Annotated in this window: 17 protein-coding genes and 4 tRNA genes; 7 read left to right on the top strand and 14 right to left on the bottom strand. The window is 43.8% G+C overall.

Features of this window, described 5'->3' with window-relative positions:
• Window positions 1-46: 46 nt before the first annotated feature.
• Window positions 47-1,138 carry an A/G-specific adenine glycosylase gene (gene mutY / locus CKQ84_RS14875; RefSeq protein WP_105251865.1) on the top strand — a complete coding sequence of 364 codons (1,092 nt, stop codon included), beginning with the start codon at window positions 47-49 and terminating at the stop codon, window positions 1,136-1,138.
• Window positions 1,139-1,140: 2 nt separating this feature from the next.
• Window positions 1,141-1,419 carry an oxidative damage protection protein gene (locus CKQ84_RS14870; RefSeq protein WP_011788659.1) on the top strand — a complete coding sequence of 93 codons (279 nt, stop codon included), beginning with the start codon at window positions 1,141-1,143 and terminating at the stop codon, window positions 1,417-1,419.
• Window positions 1,420-1,505: 86 nt separating this feature from the next.
• Here the strand turns inward: CKQ84_RS14870 and CKQ84_RS14865 are convergent, their stop codons facing one another.
• Both CKQ84_RS14865 and CKQ84_RS14860 read right to left on the bottom strand, forming a co-directional pair.
• Window positions 1,506-2,081, bottom strand: a complete 576-nt coding sequence (locus CKQ84_RS14865) for a YceI family protein (protein ID WP_028761297.1) — start codon at window positions 2,079-2,081, stop codon at window positions 1,506-1,508.
• Window positions 2,082-2,085: 4 nt separating this feature from the next.
• Window positions 2,086-2,637, bottom strand: a complete 552-nt coding sequence (locus tag CKQ84_RS14860) for a cytochrome b (protein ID WP_105251864.1) — start codon at window positions 2,635-2,637, stop codon at window positions 2,086-2,088.
• A gap of 389 nt (window positions 2,638-3,026) precedes the next feature.
• Between CKQ84_RS14860 and CKQ84_RS14855 the strand changes: the two genes are divergently transcribed.
• The 4 genes from CKQ84_RS14855 (at window position 3,027) to CKQ84_RS14840 (ending at window position 4,254) form a co-directional block, all read left to right on the top strand.
• A tRNA-Phe gene (locus CKQ84_RS14855) sits at window positions 3,027-3,102 on the top strand.
• A 34-nt stretch (window positions 3,103-3,136) separates the two neighbouring features.
• Window positions 3,137-3,212 (top strand) — tRNA-Thr (locus CKQ84_RS14850).
• Between the two features lie 846 nt (window positions 3,213-4,058).
• Window positions 4,059-4,134, top strand: a tRNA-Phe gene (locus tag CKQ84_RS14845).
• Window positions 4,135-4,178: 44 nt separating this feature from the next.
• Window positions 4,179-4,254 (top strand) — tRNA-Thr (locus CKQ84_RS14840).
• 294 nt (window positions 4,255-4,548) lie between these two features.
• On the opposite strand, the gene CKQ84_RS14835 is transcribed toward CKQ84_RS14840, so the two are convergent.
• On the bottom strand, window positions 4,549-4,734 hold the full coding sequence (locus CKQ84_RS14835) for a hypothetical protein (RefSeq protein ID WP_105251863.1): 186 nt from the start codon (window positions 4,732-4,734) through the stop codon (window positions 4,549-4,551).
• A gap of 153 nt (window positions 4,735-4,887) precedes the next feature.
• On the opposite strand from CKQ84_RS14835, the gene CKQ84_RS14830 reads away from it, so the two are divergent.
• Window positions 4,888-5,232, top strand: a complete 345-nt coding sequence (locus CKQ84_RS14830; RefSeq protein ID WP_105251862.1) for a DUF3634 family protein — start codon at window positions 4,888-4,890, stop codon at window positions 5,230-5,232.
• An 83-nt stretch (window positions 5,233-5,315) separates the two neighbouring features.
• On the opposite strand, the gene CKQ84_RS14825 is transcribed toward CKQ84_RS14830, so the two are convergent.
• The 11 genes from CKQ84_RS14825 to CKQ84_RS14775 all read right to left on the bottom strand — a co-directional run bounded on the left by CKQ84_RS14825 (window position 5,316) and on the right by CKQ84_RS14775 (window position 14,835).
• The gene (locus CKQ84_RS14825; protein ID WP_105251861.1) at window positions 5,316-5,543 is read right to left on the bottom strand and encodes a hypothetical protein; all 228 of its coding nucleotides are present in this window, start codon (window positions 5,541-5,543) and stop codon (window positions 5,316-5,318) included.
• A gap of 257 nt (window positions 5,544-5,800) precedes the next feature.
• A complete protein-coding gene (locus tag CKQ84_RS14820) occupies window positions 5,801-6,346 on the bottom strand; it encodes a DUF3833 domain-containing protein (protein WP_105251860.1) in 546 nt (181 codons plus the stop codon).
• Entirely contained in the window at window positions 6,334-6,948 is a 615-nt protein-coding gene (locus tag CKQ84_RS14815; RefSeq protein WP_105251859.1) for a chalcone isomerase family protein, read from the bottom strand. The genes CKQ84_RS14820 and CKQ84_RS14815 overlap by 13 nt, the downstream gene beginning before the upstream one ends.
• A gap of 94 nt (window positions 6,949-7,042) precedes the next feature.
• Window positions 7,043-7,624, bottom strand: coding sequence for a DUF2878 domain-containing protein (locus CKQ84_RS14810; protein ID WP_105253081.1), 582 nt, complete (start codon window positions 7,622-7,624; stop codon window positions 7,043-7,045).
• Between the two features lie 91 nt (window positions 7,625-7,715).
• The gene (locus CKQ84_RS14805; RefSeq protein WP_105251858.1) at window positions 7,716-8,990 is read right to left on the bottom strand and encodes a cyclopropane-fatty-acyl-phospholipid synthase family protein; all 1,275 of its coding nucleotides are present in this window, start codon (window positions 8,988-8,990) and stop codon (window positions 7,716-7,718) included.
• A 1-nt stretch (window position 8,991) separates the two neighbouring features.
• The gene (locus tag CKQ84_RS14800) at window positions 8,992-9,801 is read right to left on the bottom strand and encodes a DUF1365 domain-containing protein (RefSeq protein ID WP_173913193.1); all 810 of its coding nucleotides are present in this window, start codon (window positions 9,799-9,801) and stop codon (window positions 8,992-8,994) included.
• Window positions 9,798-11,048, bottom strand: coding sequence for an NAD(P)/FAD-dependent oxidoreductase (locus tag CKQ84_RS14795; protein WP_105251857.1), 1,251 nt, complete (start codon window positions 11,046-11,048; stop codon window positions 9,798-9,800). Before CKQ84_RS14795 ends, CKQ84_RS14800 begins: the two co-directional genes overlap by 4 nt.
• Window positions 11,045-11,845: an SDR family NAD(P)-dependent oxidoreductase gene (locus CKQ84_RS14790; RefSeq protein ID WP_105251856.1), complete on the bottom strand. Its 801-nt coding sequence runs from the start codon at window positions 11,843-11,845 to the stop codon at window positions 11,045-11,047. Before CKQ84_RS14790 ends, CKQ84_RS14795 begins: the two co-directional genes overlap by 4 nt.
• Complete coding sequence (locus CKQ84_RS14785) at window positions 11,845-12,291, bottom strand: nuclear transport factor 2 family protein (protein WP_105251855.1); 447 nt, start codon at window positions 12,289-12,291, stop codon at window positions 11,845-11,847. Before CKQ84_RS14785 ends, CKQ84_RS14790 begins: the two co-directional genes overlap by 1 nt.
• A gap of 23 nt (window positions 12,292-12,314) precedes the next feature.
• Window positions 12,315-13,817 (bottom strand): deoxyribodipyrimidine photo-lyase, encoded by a 1,503-nt coding sequence (gene phrB / locus CKQ84_RS14780; RefSeq protein WP_105251854.1) that lies wholly within the window; start codon window positions 13,815-13,817, stop codon window positions 12,315-12,317.
• Window positions 13,804-14,835, bottom strand: a complete 1,032-nt coding sequence (locus CKQ84_RS14775) for a MerR family transcriptional regulator (protein ID WP_105251853.1) — start codon at window positions 14,833-14,835, stop codon at window positions 13,804-13,806. The genes phrB and CKQ84_RS14775 overlap by 14 nt, the downstream gene beginning before the upstream one ends.
• Window positions 14,836-14,874 lie beyond the last annotated feature (39 nt).

The following is a 14,874-nucleotide window of genomic DNA, read 5'->3' as shown; positions in this document are numbered from 1 at the left end:
ATCTTTGACGCTTGTCTAAGAAGATAACTGCCGCTACACTGCGCCGATGAAATCTACAGCCTCCTTCGCTACACGTATCGTCTCTTGGTACGACAATCACGGTCGTAAAACCCTCCCTTGGCAGCAAGATAAAACCCTATATCGCGTATGGGTTTCTGAAATCATGCTGCAACAAACTCAGGTTGCGACTGTTATTCCCTATTATCTTAAATTTATGGCGCGTTTTCCCGATGTGTTAGCACTTGCTAACGCGCCAGACGATGAGGTATTACATCATTGGACCGGTCTTGGCTATTACGCTAGGGCGCGTAATCTGCATAAAGCAGCCAAAATAATCCGCGATGATTATCAGGGATTATTTCCAACACATTTTGAACAAGTGCTCGCCCTACCCGGCATCGGCCGCTCGACGGCAGGCGCAGTATTGTCATTGTCACTTGGGCAACATCACCCCATTCTCGATGGCAACGTAAAACGTGTATTAGCAAGACATGGGGCAATAGCAGGTTGGCCAGGGCAAAAGACGGTTGAAGAGCAACTTTGGCAACTGACGAATGCCTTCACACCGCAGCAAGATATTCAGAAATATAATCAAGCCATGATGGATATCGGCGCCAGTATTTGCACTCGTAGCAAACCTAACTGTGCCGCTTGCCCTGTAGCGATTGATTGCAAAGCTCAACTGATTGGCAGACAAACCGATTTCCCTGGCAAAAAACCTAAAAAAACCATACCCACCAAAGCGGCGTGGATGTTAGTGATGATGCAAGACAACCAAGTCTTTCTAGCTAAACGTCCGCCAGCGGGAATTTGGGGCGGGCTCTGGTGTTTCCCTGAATTCGCTACCCAAGCCGCCCTTGAAACTCATCTTGAAGAGCAAGGGTTTGATGCGCAGCAACTCGAATGGTTAACTGGCTTTAGGCACACATTTAGCCACTTTCATTTAGATATTCAGCCCATGATGCTTAATCTAGATAAAGCCCTCGGCAATAAAGAGAGCGTGGGCGCTGTCATGGAACAAAACCAGTCTCTCTGGTATAACATAAGTCATCCTTCCAAAGTGGGACTCGCCGCCGCCACCGAGCGCGTGCTAGCCAATTTGGGATCACTCGTTCAATCCGCAGTCAGTAAGGAATAATCATGGCGCGTACAGTCAATTGCGTATATTTAAATAAAGAAGCCGACGGCCTAGACTTTCAACTGTATCCAGGTGATTTAGGTAAGCGCATTTTTGATAACATCAGCAAAGAAGCTTGGGGCCTATGGCAAAAAAAGCAAACCATGCTGATCAACGAGAAAAAACTCAACATGATGAATGTTGATGATCGTAAATTTCTTGAAGAACAAATGACCTCTTTCCTATTTGAAGGTAAAGATGTTGAAATTGAAGGTTTTGTACCAGAAAAAGACCAAGATTAATTCTGGTAGTTAGTCGGCCCTAAGTATAAAGCTTACAAAAAAGCGCCTTTCGGCGCTTTTTGTTTATCTAATGGCAGAATAAAGAGTTACTTACGCACGCCTTCAACCACTAGATCTAACTCAACATGGCTAGATGCTGGACCTAAATCCATCTTGATACCGAAATCTTTCATCGCAAACGTGGTTGTGCCCGTAAAACCGGCACGGTAGCCACCCCAAGGATCCTGACCTTCACCCACAGCATGGGCCTTGATCGCTAATGGTTTAGTCACACCATTTAAAGTTAAGTTACCGTTAATCACTAAATCGCCATTTCCTTTATCTTCCACCGAAGTAGATGCAAAGGTTGCTTTAGCGAATTTGCCAGTATTAAGGAAATCTTCACCGCGAATATGTTTGTCACGCTCAGCATGGTTTGAATCGACACTTAATGTATTCACTGTGACATTCACTTTCATCGCAGTTGGTTTAGCCGCATCGTAGCTAAAATCGCCGCTAAAATCATTAAAACGCCCCACCACATAGCTATAACCTAAGTGATTCACTTTAAATGTAATAGAAGCGTGAGCGCCTTCATGATCAATCACATAGTCAGCCGCTGAAGCCGCCACAGGAGCCAATAGAGATACACCAATCAGTGCGCTTAACAGTTGCTTTTTCATTGTATTATCCTCGTTTAAATTTAATCATTCTAAGTAGGGTAGTGTCTTTATCGATAAAGTGATGTTTTAATGCGCCCGCCGCGTGAATAACGACCAGCGCGATCAAGCTGTAAGCCGCATACTGGTGAATATCACCCGCGATATCAGCTTGGTTTTCAAACAAAAGTCCCAATCCTGGTAGTTCAAACCAATCAAACACCCAGATACCACGGCCATCTGCGGTTGAGATCAAAATGCCAGCAGTCATGATGACAAAGAGCAAGACATAAATAATAAAATGCGCCAAATGTGCGGCCGTCTTTTCCCACGGTTTATGACTCGCCTCAGGTACAAGCTTGGGATTAACTAAGCGCCATACCAAACGAAATATTGTCGCAGCCAATAACAGAATCCCAATACTTTTATGTAGATGCGGCGCAGTTTTGTACCAAGTACTGTAGTAGGTTAACTCCACCATCCACACACCGACTGCAAATAACCCAATCACGACGAACGCACTCAACCAATGGGTCACAATGGCGGTAATTCCATAAGCAAACTGACTATTTCGAAACATACTGCGACTCCGTACTCGCGTTTTCTTCATGCTATCCATGAAATAATATTCATTATCATAAATCTAAATTTAAAAACTAAAATCAGTAAAAATCGCTTATATCTTTCTAAATTTTAGAAAGTAAGCCAAAAATCATGATCTGTGAGCACAAAGCTATAGTAAACATCAGTATCCCTCTGACTTGAAAAATACAGCCAACGAATGAAATTGAACTGAATTCACAGAATAAGAGATAAAAAACACCCAAGATGTGCATTAAACAGCCGAACGAGTGATTTATCAGGAAAAAGCACTTGCAGAGGTCAAACACCCTAGCTAATATAGCCGCACTTCGAACGATACGGCTTAGCCAACGAGTTCAAAGTAGTTAACTAACACTTAGTTTAGTTGCCCGAATAGCTCAGTCGGTAGAGCAGAGGATTGAAAATCCTCGTGTCCCTGGTTCGATTCCGGGTTCGGGCACCATTATTCTGTAGTAAAAATTGCAGTAAAGATTTAAGCCGGCATAGCTCAGTTGGTAGAGCAACTGACTTGTAATCAGTAGGTCCCGAGTTCGACTCTTGGTGCCGGCACCATATAAAACAATGAAGCCACTCAATGAGTGGCTTTTTTGTATCTGAAATTTGAATAAAAACTCACAAAGTCTGTGGTCAATCGCAACTGACTTACTCTTGACAATACCAATAAGTCCCGAGTTCGACTCTTGGCATCTGCACTATATAAAGCAACGAAGCCACTCATTGAGTAGCTTTTTCTAACTGAAATTTGAATAATAACCAACAAAGTCTGTGGTCAATCGCAACTGACTTACTCTTGATAATACCAGTAGGTCCCGAGTTCGACTCTTGGTGCCAGCACCATATCAAGCAACGAAGCCACTCAATGAGTGGCTTTTTTGTATCTGAAATTTGAATAAAAACACAAGATGTCAGTAATGAACCGCAACTGATTTACCCTCGATAACAACAGAACAGTTGGCCTCGTGTTTGACTCTTGATACCAGCACCATATCAATAAACAAGCCACTCGCTTACTCTTAGTTGCTCCGCTTAGTTACACCCCATAAATATCAGCCAGCCATCAATCAAAGCTCAACAATACCCACTGCGCCCACAGCCCCTTGCTTGCAACAGATGAGCTTAAACCTTAATTTTTCCTCCAAAATAGAAGATAAATGAATGAGGAAGTTAGGATAAACAGCCAAAAGGAACACCTACTGGCGTTAAAGTACTGAAACTTTCAGCGGTAAAATAAGGGTAAAACGAAAGAATCAAATAAATAAGCGCATTTTGTTTAATAGTTAATCAGTCACTTAAAAAGGGCTTGCACAGCTAAAGCGAGCACTATATTATACGCGCACTTCGAACGAACAAGGTCTTCACGACTTAGTTCAAAGTAGTTAACTAACGCTTAGTTTAGTTGCCCGAATAGCTCAGTCGGTAGAGCAGAGGATTGAAAATCCTCGTGTCCCTGGTTCGATTCCGGGTTCGGGCACCACTTTTAAGGTAATGAATCCGATTGGGTTTATTACAATGCTTTACGCCGGCATAGCTCAGTTGGTAGAGCAACTGACTTGTAATCAGTAGGTCCCGAGTTCGACTCTTGGTGCCGGCACCATATAAACAACAAAGCCACTCAATGAGTGGCTTTGTTGTCTCTGAAATTTGAATCGTTTCAAAGCAAAACACAACTGACTTTCCTCAATAATAACGATAGCGCCCTCAATACTGGCACAATAAACGCTCAAATTGAGCGTATAAGATAATTTATTGACTTCATGCAACAGACAATCACTTAATCCTTTACCCCTATAAATGATAGTTTTATATTCGCCACATAAAAAAGCCACTCATTATTGAGTGGCTTTGCGTTCTTATACAAACTATCTAGTTCCAAATGACTCAATCGTGCTTATTTGATGAGCTCGAGTGGCATAGGCCTATCACCTGCTTGAACTTGATGTTGAACATGGCGCCACCCTTGAGTGAGCTCACTTAGATGTGCTTTTCTCTCGGGGAAATGTGTAGCAAGTTTTTCGATAACATCGATTTGCTTCTTACACAATAATGACCAACGATCTGCATTTGATAAGTACATGGCGTTTTCCTTAACTGAGGGGTTACTTTTCCTTAGCCAGTTAAGTCTAGGCTGGAATCATTTTATTGCCAATTCAAAATTGCGCGTTAGCGCACTGTTAAAACAACTAACTCGGGAGTATCTTGGTTCTATAAACATAAGATAGGAGGCGTTATGACAGCCGATATTTTCAAACTCATTTTTGTCGCTATTGGTATATTTCTCGTTTACAAACTGATATTTGGTGGCAAGAAAGGTCTGACTATTTTTGAAATGCATTTTAAAGATGGCCGTATGACTCAGCATAAGGGCAAGATCCCCGAACGATTCGAACGGGAATGCCGCCAAATCGCTAAAACCGAAAAACTGACTTGTACTGTTAGGGCTGAAAAATCAGGAGATGTACGCTTACATATTTCTGCCAACGTGAGTGACAATGTGAAGCAAAGGATTCGCAATCTGTTTCCATTTGAATATTATGACAAAAAATCGATAGATAACAGTCGTCAAGCGGGTTAGTTCTTCGCCTCTCCCCTAGCAACCTTAATACTTGCTATTAATAGTTAAATATTGAGGTTGCAGTGAGTTCCTAAGGCATTTTCTTATTTAAACTTAACTGGATACCTAGGTTTTAGAAAATCGGATTCTAACTGACCGTCTTTTCTCGCATCTCGAATACGACGTTCATTATCTTGCACCATAGGATCGCTTGCGGGTTGATGAGGATCGACTTGTTTCTCAGAATGATCCTCAAACTTAAAGTCAAAAGATGAACAAGCAGTTAACGACAGACTAAAAAATATTCCCCATAAAACAACGAGTTTTTTCATCGACTACCCCTATCCATTTAAACTTAAGTTCAGATTAATTAAATTTAAACAATGGGTTGCAATAACCTTACCCCCATATATCACTTATGCCACTAGCAAAAATGCCTAGCTGCAACTTTGGTTTGACTTCAACACTTTAATGCAGAAAAAAGGGGGTTATTAGCCAAGCTATACTGTTTAAGCCAATTTAAGTCTTAATCAACAGAGTGAATCCAAGACAAACTAGGTTAAGCCAACTTAACTAAAAATTGCTGAGACTATTTTTGAATAACTAAAGTGACTTTAGCAACTGTGATGCCAAACTTAATAATATCGCTCTGATTTATAATGGTATTATCATTCACTAAGAACATCCAATCGTCGAAATGAACTTGATATTCCTCACCATCCACAGGCAATAACATATCGTATTTCCAACGTAGCGCACTGCCGCTAGATTGGCCATCGGCAGTCCCGATAATGTCACCTGCAGTTCCTGAGTATCGCCCTTCCCCTAGTGCCTTGATGCGCCACACACGAGTTTGAGTTTCACCATCATCATACACAAACCATTCATTAATGACTCCCTCACTTCCCTGCCAACTGGCTTCCATAATGACATTGAATTTGCGGATTACTTTGCCACTAAAATCTTGTACGACCCCAGAGGCTTTTAATGGCCCATTAAAAAATGACTCCAAAACCAATGTCGGATGAGTATCTTTATAATCAGTCACTTCCACCGATGAACAACTCGACAACAGCCCTATCATTATTAAACCTAAAAATAACTTTCGGCCGACAAGCCGTTTCAACAATCGCATGGTTTTTCTCCGAGTAATTGCGCCCGCAAACTTGGACGACTAGTGGCTTTCGATAACCAAATCGCTAAAAATGCCTCAGCAAAATTAGCATCATGGATAATGTCGAGTGGTTGATGATTAAAGAAAAACTGACTCGTTTGTCCATCTATCACCTTAAAACTTAAATGATCGCCCTGCTTCACATCGGGCCAAGTCGCATTTAATAAACCCAACCAACGTTGGATATCATTTTCGGCAAACGCTAGATGCTTCCATTGATCTTTTGTCGCTTCGAGCAAATCCTCTGACTCAATATCTCGATAATATTCAATATCTAACAGCAGAGGATATTGCCCCTGTTGATAACGGCCATTTACCGTCATCAGTCTCGCCTTATACAAACTAAACCACAGCCAATCCATTTCTCCGCGGCCCACTTCCTGAAAAGTCTGCGTCACATCGGCGGCATCATTCAGTTCGATAGTAATGTTTTCAAAATCAGACGTTTTCGCCTCTAACGCTTTTAAAGGTGCGGCCAATAAACCGAGGGCCAATAGACTTAAGCAGCTTGAATTCAAAAATGAAAAACCAATATTTGGGCTACGATTACGAACTGACGACATGTGATCCCCCTTTTACTGCATGATGTCTTACAACAGGTACTTAACTAAAAATGGCATAATGACTTAACCGCGATCAATTCCTACAACTCAATAATTAACGCCCAAACACAGTAAAAGAACGCGCTTTAGTGCTTCGATTAAATCCATAGGGATTAGCAAGTTGGATTAAAAATGGCAGCAAGACTAGCCAAACCAAAAATAACACCACAGCAGAAATAACATTGCCATAGGGCAAACTCACGGCATTAAATTGTGCGCCAGCCAAATAGCTTAACCCACCAAATATGCCCCCGAGTAACGCCTGAAATATCAACGGTAAAGGTCGCATAAAGGCCAAACTATGATTCAGAGTCAAAGCAAAATGCAGCCACAGGCAACCAAGCCACCAAGGGAAAAGAGCAAACTCAAACACCCCTAAAACAGAGAGTACTATATCGACGCCTATTCCTAAGGCTGCAACCTTTAGCATCAATAGCAAATCCACTTTGCGATACTCGTGCTTACCTAATGAAGCTAGCAGGATAAAGTGAAATAATAACAAAGGGATAGTTAATAATAGTGAGCTGTTAAGCCAAAGTACGCTAGACCACCACACAGCCTGAAAACTCAAGGCGTTATAGAGAATAAAGCCCTGATGTTTAAAAGGAACCCGAGAGTTAGCTAACATGGACTTCATCTTTGCCTCACTTTTATCTTGCTGCAAACAAAGCGGCTCATTCCAACGAAAATGGTTATTTCCACTAAAGTGACTGCTTAATCAAAACAGATTACATCGCATTAGGGCTATGGCTTGGGAGATTATGGCTAGCAATGCGATAGTCCGGACGCACAGCCACTAAATGCACTGTGCTTGTGGTACGTTCTAAAAATCCACCTTCACAATAACTTAGGTAAAATTTCCACATCCGAATAAAATCATCGCCATAACCTAAAGCTTGGATTTCGCCTATCGCATGATCAAAATTCTCATGCCAATGTTTTAAGGTTTTAGCGTAATCGAGCCCCATATCATTGAGCGACCAGACCACCATGTCCGTCTGTTTGGCAATGTGACCGACCATTTGGCTCACTGAGGGTAAGCAGCCACCGGGGAAAATATAACGCTGAATAAAATCCACACTTTTGCGATAACTGTCGTAACGTTGATCGGCAATCGTTATCGCCTGTAGCAGCATGCGCCCATTGGGTTTTAACAATGTTTCCAGCTTTTTAAAGAAGCCTGGTAAATACTCATGCCCCACAGCTTCAATCATCTCGATAGAAACAACCCTGTCGTATTCCCCAGTGAGATTGCGATAGTCCTCAGTCAGCAGCGTCACTTTATCGCTTAGCCCTTCGCGTTCGACACGGGCTTTGGTATAGGCGTATTGCGCATCTGAAATCGTTGTTGTTGTCACGTGTACGCCATAATGCTTAGCCGCATAAATAGCCAGTGCGCCCCAGCCTGTACCAATCTCAAGCAAGGTTTGACCTGGCTGTAAATCGAGTCGTTCACAAATAGTCATCAGCTTAAACAACTGCGCTTCCTGCAAACTGGCTTCCTCATGTGGATAAAGCGCGCTGGAATACAACATTTCACGGTCGAGGAATTGCTCATACATAGCATTACCCAAATCATAGTGGGCGAGAATATTCCGCTTTGAGCCCTCTTGAGAATTGCGATTCAGCACATGCTTCACACGGTTTATCGTGCCAGTTAACCAAGAGAATTTGGCTTCAATCTTATCGAGTAAGGCTAAATTACGGGCAAACAGTTGTACGACTTTGGTGAGATCAGGGCTCGTCCAATGGCCTTGAATATAACCTTCACCCGCACCAATGGAGCCTGAAAGCATTATTTGACGATAAAAACTCGGGTGTTTAACCACAAGCGTAGCGTGCAAGTCGGTATGACTCTCACCAAAACGATAACTCTTGTCGCCCTCAACCAAGGTCAAGCAGCCATGTGGGAGACTTTCCAGCGCCTTAAGCAAGACTTTACGCGCAATACTGTCGGGCAGTTTCCCTGTGGTGACTGAGGTTTGCGAAGCCGTATTTTCCATGTTATTTCTCCATCTGAGCTGGATGCGGCACAAAGGGCACACGTTTAAAAAAGAGTTTTAGCGCTTGCCAATAAATCCCGAAGAAGATCTTGAGAGTCATAAAAGGGAAGCGAAACAAAAGCGTCCGTAAATTGGCCGCCGTGATCGGTTGGCGTTTCATCACTAAATTGGCATTAAACAGTTTTTTGCCATTCTCTTGCATCGACTTGTTTTCAATACCAATGTTTAAGTCTTCACTCGGCGCAGACACATGCCAGAGATAACGCATATCGAGGGTCATAAAGGGAGACACGTGAAACACTTTGTCAGAAGGTTTGGGCGCGGCTAAATCGACTAAATAGCAATGGCGCTGATCCCAAGGCGTGTTACTCACCTCGGCCAACATGTATAAAGGCGTTTGATCTTGATAACAAAAGTAGAAATTTACTGGGCTAAAATACACGCCAAAATGGCGGATCTGACCCACAAACAAAACACGATCGCACAGTTTATCTGCGCCTAACGCTGCCACTTGAGTCAATACGCGACTCTTGAGTGCAGCGGCGCTCGGATCGACAACAGCCACTTCACCACTGTCATTGGATGTAGTCGTAAAAGAAGTTAAATAGTCTTTAGGATTGAATCTCAGTAAAGCGCGGCGCTGGCTGGCAAAAACTCGCCCCATGGCACTGATCTTATCGACTTCATCTAAATCAATCGCCAACAGCGCCATAGCATAACTAAAGCTATGTTTAATCGGTGTAAAACGGCTGTGGGATACAGTGCCGTAATAAATACCGCTATTGAGCTCTGTCACATTTAAACCTGTCATAGACTGACACCAAAATGGGCACACACATCAAGTGCACTGCGAACGCCATCTTCATGGAAACCATTGTGCCAATAGGCGCCAGCAAAATGGGTATGATTTTGCCCGGATATTTCCTCACGGCGGCCCTGAGCCTTAAGACTGGCTTCGTTAAACACTGGGTGGGCATAATTGAAGCGGCGTATCACTTTCGCCTCATCAATCGACTCTGACTGATTCAAGGTGACACAAAAGGTCGGCGCATTGGCTGGCAACTGTTGCAGTATGTTCATGTTGTAAGTCACTGACGCTGGACGTTTTAGGTTACCATCTAATCGATAGTTCCAACTCGCCCAAGCGGCTTTTCGCTTCGGTAAAATACGCGTATCCATATGCAGCACAACATCGTTATTCTGGTAGCTGAGGTCGCCTAAAATGGCGCGTTCTGTTGGCGTAGGATCGTTTAACATACGCAGTGCTTGGTCGCTATGACAGGCTAAAATCACCTCATCGAATTCCAACCATTCACCGTGAACTTGTAACTTAACCCCATTGCCATGGCGTTCAATACCTGTCACAGGTGAGTTAAGGCGGATATTGTCTTTAAAGGGCGCAATAAGATCAGGAATATAGCTACGCGAGCCACCCTTTAGCACATACCACTGGGGTCTATCACTGACATTTAATAAACCATGGTGCTGGAAGAAACGAATAAAAAACTTCAACGAAAACGCGCGCATATCTTCTATGCTCGAAGACCAAATCGCCGCCCCCATGGGCAAAATGTAATGTTCAGCGAAAAATGGTGAGAAGTGTTCATTGTCTAAATAATCACCTAAGTTACCTTCGGGATAAATATCCTGTTGATAGAGTGCCTTACAGCCTTTATTGAAGCGCAATATTTCTTTTAAAAAAGCCCAAAAGCGTGGATTCAGGAGGTTACGCTTTTGGGCAAACAAACTGCCTAAATTGTGGCCGTTGTATTCAAGCCCAGTCAGAGCATTGTGCACGCTAAAACTCATCTCAGTCGGTAATATGGTGACATTAAGGCGAGCCAATAAACGTTCAAATCGTGGATACGTTCTGTCATTAAACACGATGAAACCTGTGTCTATAGCGTAGGTTTGCCCTTGATGCTCCACATCGACTGTCGCCGTGTGGCCGCCGATATAGTCATTGGCCTCAAACACTGTAACCCTGTGCGACTCACTTAATAGATGGCCACAGGTTAATCCAGAAATGCCGGTGCCGACGATGGCGATATTTTTCATAAACTCTTGTCCTTTAGCGGCTTGGCTTGAGTATCGTTTGCAATCATTTTTTGCCACACAAAGGCAGGTAAAAACGACATCAACTTCAATAGATAAGTAAAGCGTCGCGGAAAATGGATCTCGCGCTTGCCACCTTTCAGCCCATTACGTATCGCCTTAGAAGCGGTTTGTACACTCACTTGCATTGGCATAGAAAAATCATTTTTTGCGGTCAGTGGTGTCGCCACAAAACCAGGGCAAATCAAGCTCACGCCTATGTCGTTCTTGGCAAGATCGAGCGCAAGACTCGAGGCTAAATACTGCACGCCGGCTTTAGAGGCGCCGTAAGCTTCAGCGCGAGGGAAAGGTAAATAAATAGCACTAGAACTCATTAAGCCAATACGTGAACCCCTTGGCATTAAAGGTAAAAATGCCCCGAGGCAATATCCCATTGCAATTAGATTGGTATGGATAACGCGCTCGAACAACACATCATCGAAAGCCTTAGCATCATCAATATATTCACAACTGCCCGCATTCAAAATGACCAAATCGAGCTGAGAATCTGTTTTCGCCAATAGCTCAGCTACATTTTGGCCAGCTTGTTGAACTTGGTCGCGCTGGGATATATCGAAGATAAACAACGTAGCACCTAAGAGTTCATTCAAGGCTAACGCCTCTAACCTTTCTTGGGAGCGGCCACAGGCAATAACATGCCAACCTAGGGACAAATAATCCTGCGCCAGTTGCAACCCAATGCCTGAGCTTGCGCCTGTAATCAGCACGGTATTCATTTTCAATGGCTTAACAGCGTCCATTACTTTGACGCCCTGTCTTTGAGCAAGCGGATAAGGCCGCCCATGCAAGGCAAATGCTCATACAACATTTGCCCTAAGTCGAAGTAATCCCTGTGAAAATAAATCTTGTCGTTGAATTTAAGTTGGCTCATGCCATCAACACGGATAAGTCCGCCTTTATTCAACTTAGGGTGGCTATATTCCATCTGCCAGAACAGCGCGGCTTGATTCGCATCCTGCTGTACTTCTTTGATCTCAAACTGAATATGCTTAACATTCTTATATAACTTCGCGAAGTACTGAGTTAACGACGCTAGCCCTGTGATTTGATGCATAGGATCGGTAAAACTAATACTGTCGTCGTAAACCCGACCTAACAGATGCAAGTTATCTTTATTTAAAGCTTGATAAAGCTGAATAAAATCATCAACAAGCGTATTAGTCTCAGTCGTCGCTTGGTTTATCATCTTGTTATTGCTCCTGATCCTATTTATTGGGCCGTGGCCTTTTTCAATACGCCTAATACTGTTAATGCCCTTGCTCTTGCTGCACTGTGCTCGACAATCGCACTTGGATAAGCCGTTTTAGTGTTGAATAACGGCTGTTCAAACAAGGACGGTGTCTGCGCTGTACTGGGTTGATGTAATTGCTTAATTCCCCAAGATGCGAGCTCTGGTAAATACTTACGGATAAAGCTGCCATCTGGATCAAACTTTTCACTCTGGCTTATAGGATTAAAAATACGGAAATAAGGCTGAGCATCGCAGCCACAACCCGCAGACCACTGCCAGCCGCCATTATTCGCGGCTAAGTCACCATCAATCAGTTTTTGGCGGAAATAGCGCTCGCCCCAGCGCCAGTCAATCAGCAGATGTTTAGTCAGGAAACTCGCCACCACCATACGCAGCCGATTGTGCATCCAACCCGTTTGATTGAGCTGGCGCATTGCCGCATCGACAATCGGATAGCCAGTACGACCTTCACACCAAGCAGCAAACTCCTGCGGGTTATTGCGCCACTGCACATGGTCGGCTTGACGATTGAAATTGTGATTCTTAGATAAATCGGGAAATGCCACCAGCAAGTGACGGTAAAACTCACGCCAAGTAAGCTCATTTAACCAAGTACGAGCAGGGCTAGTATCGTCGACAATCACCTCAGGGAAGTGATGCAGCAGCGCGGCAACGCATTGTCTTGGGCTCACCACACCAATGGCCAGATAGGGTGAAATTGAACTAGTGCCATCAATGGCGGGGAAATCCCTATCTTGCTTATAATCCTGCACTTTCTGCTTAATAAATGCCGAGAGTAAACGCTTTGTCTGCCCTTCTCCCGCAGCCCAAAGTTCACTCGACACTTTAGTGACATTGTTAAACAAAAGCGGCTTTGGCTCGGCCAACACAGGTCCAAGTGGCGCCGGAACAGGAAGCGGCAAAATGGCATAGCGGGCGGCAATTTCTCGCCACTTACGGCTAAAAGGAGTGAAAACCTTGTACATGTCGCCGGACAAATTCAGCACAGTGCCCGGCTTAAGCAAACAATGCTCATCGGTTAACACCAGAGGAATCCCCGATTGAATACAGGCTTGGTCGCGCTGTTGCTCGTTAATCTCAGGCTCGCAACCAGCAAACACTCTACCAATCCCCTGTTGCTGGCAATAGTGACCGATAAACTCAGGTACATCAGCAAAGGTCTCTAACTGAATTAACTCGAATCCAATACCAAGACTCGCCAGTCCTTGGGCAAGTAAATTGATATGACGTTCGATAAAATCCAACTGAATTGGCGCAACGTCATGGCGCTGCCACTGGGTTGGTGTAGCGATATAAATCGCCTTAAGTGCCACGCCATTCTCCCGCGCCCAATCACAGGCTGCGGTTAACGCCTGATTATCGGCAAGGCGTAAATCTTGGCGAAACCACATCAGTGCATTATTGCCCTGCACTTTTATTGGAATTGAATCTATTTGCATTGAATCGTTAGCTAATATCATTGTTTTTCTCGCTATTTATCTGCTCGCTTTGATTCACGGTATTCATCTTTCCACTGTGCTTACGACTTCTATTCACCTTCCCCGCTAAACGAGATGGTATTTTCCCAATCAAGTCCGTCGTCGAAGACGCCAAAAAAGCAGATAAAAAGCTTAACGTTGGCGCAAAAGGACCCATAAACCAGCATGGGAAAGTCATTTTCTCCAATACAGTCAGCATTTCAGTCTGTTCAGAACCCGAATGATTTGAGTCGGGAATAAGCAAAAGTGCATCGACGTTAAGCCTGCCTCGCAGCAAAGGTAAACTGCCCATGGCTTGCTCGCCAAGATCAATTACCGATACCCGCAACGACGCTAACTCGAGCGATAGAAGTAAAGAAAACAAAATGTTAGTGCGGGTGGAATTAAGCGAGGTATGTACCCCACGGGATAGACTCACCACAGCGATTCTCGCCGTCACGGCCTGTCCATTAAAGGCATGACGTCCACCCACTCGGTTAAGTAACTCGCTCTTTAACCAAGCAATAATCAACTCGGCATCGAGCCGCTCATTCACTAAGTCCTCGAGTTGATTAAGCCAAGGTTGTAGCAACTTTTCTTTCACCAATTGGAAAGGATATAAGCCAAATGCATCATCTAAAATCTGCTGTAATTTGTGCTGATTGAAGTCGAATAATGCCGTATTAAGCGCAGTGACTTGCTCGCACCATAAATCAATGGCTTGAGTTTGAACTATTTCTGTAAACGAAGATTTAGCAGCACTCATCAGCAAAGGTTTAACCTTACTGATCGCAACACCTTTAGCTAGCCATGCATTAATCTCATGGATTTCTTGGATATTTTCGCTCGTATATAATCTGTGTCCCTTGGGTGTACGTGCAGGGATCACTAAACCAAAACGACGCTGCCATGCCCTTAAGGTCACGGCATTCACGCCAGTTAAGGCCGACACTTCACCAATAGGGAGTAATATCTCACCATTGGGTTCTGTGTGGGCCGTGTTCTCTATAGTTTGTTTCATATTTCAGTAATAACTCACTAAATCAAAAGCTAAAATCAA

Source organism: Shewanella sp. WE21 (genome assembly GCF_002966515.1).
GTDB lineage: Bacteria > Pseudomonadota > Gammaproteobacteria > Enterobacterales > Shewanellaceae > Shewanella > Shewanella oncorhynchi.
This window is presented reverse-complemented; position numbering and strand designations above follow the sequence as displayed.

Coding starts and splice junctions, on each gene's coding strand:
- CKQ84_RS14800 (WP_173913193.1), bottom strand. CDS start 9,801: ATGACAGGTTTAAATGTGACAGAGCTCAATAGCGGTATTTATTACGGC.
- CKQ84_RS14870 (WP_011788659.1), top strand. CDS start 1,141: ATGGCGCGTACAGTCAATTGCGTATATTTAAATAAAGAAGCCGACGGC.
- phrB (WP_105251854.1), bottom strand. CDS start 13,817: ATGATATTAGCTAACGATTCAATGCAAATAGATTCAATTCCAATAAAA.
- CKQ84_RS14805 (WP_105251858.1), bottom strand. CDS start 8,990: ATGGAAAATACGGCTTCGCAAACCTCAGTCACCACAGGGAAACTGCCC.
- CKQ84_RS14825 (WP_105251861.1), bottom strand. CDS start 5,543: ATGAAAAAACTCGTTGTTTTATGGGGAATATTTTTTAGTCTGTCGTTA.
- CKQ84_RS14820 (WP_105251860.1), bottom strand. CDS start 6,346: ATGCGATTGTTGAAACGGCTTGTCGGCCGAAAGTTATTTTTAGGTTTA.
- CKQ84_RS14860 (WP_105251864.1), bottom strand. CDS start 2,637: ATGTTTCGAAATAGTCAGTTTGCTTATGGAATTACCGCCATTGTGACC.
- CKQ84_RS14865 (WP_028761297.1), bottom strand. CDS start 2,081: ATGAAAAAGCAACTGTTAAGCGCACTGATTGGTGTATCTCTATTGGCT.
- CKQ84_RS14795 (WP_105251857.1), bottom strand. CDS start 11,048: ATGAAAAATATCGCCATCGTCGGCACCGGCATTTCTGGATTAACCTGT.
- CKQ84_RS14785 (WP_105251855.1), bottom strand. CDS start 12,291: ATGATAAACCAAGCGACGACTGAGACTAATACGCTTGTTGATGATTTT.
- CKQ84_RS14835 (WP_105251863.1), bottom strand. CDS start 4,734: ATGTACTTATCAAATGCAGATCGTTGGTCATTATTGTGTAAGAAGCAA.
- mutY (WP_105251865.1), top strand. CDS start 47: ATGAAATCTACAGCCTCCTTCGCTACACGTATCGTCTCTTGGTACGAC.
- CKQ84_RS14815 (WP_105251859.1), bottom strand. CDS start 6,948: ATGTCGTCAGTTCGTAATCGTAGCCCAAATATTGGTTTTTCATTTTTG.
- CKQ84_RS14790 (WP_105251856.1), bottom strand. CDS start 11,845: ATGGACGCTGTTAAGCCATTGAAAATGAATACCGTGCTGATTACAGGC.
- CKQ84_RS14775 (WP_105251853.1), bottom strand. CDS start 14,835: ATGAAACAAACTATAGAGAACACGGCCCACACAGAACCCAATGGTGAG.
- CKQ84_RS14810 (WP_105253081.1), bottom strand. CDS start 7,624: ATGAAGTCCATGTTAGCTAACTCTCGGGTTCCTTTTAAACATCAGGGC.
- CKQ84_RS14830 (WP_105251862.1), top strand. CDS start 4,888: ATGACAGCCGATATTTTCAAACTCATTTTTGTCGCTATTGGTATATTT.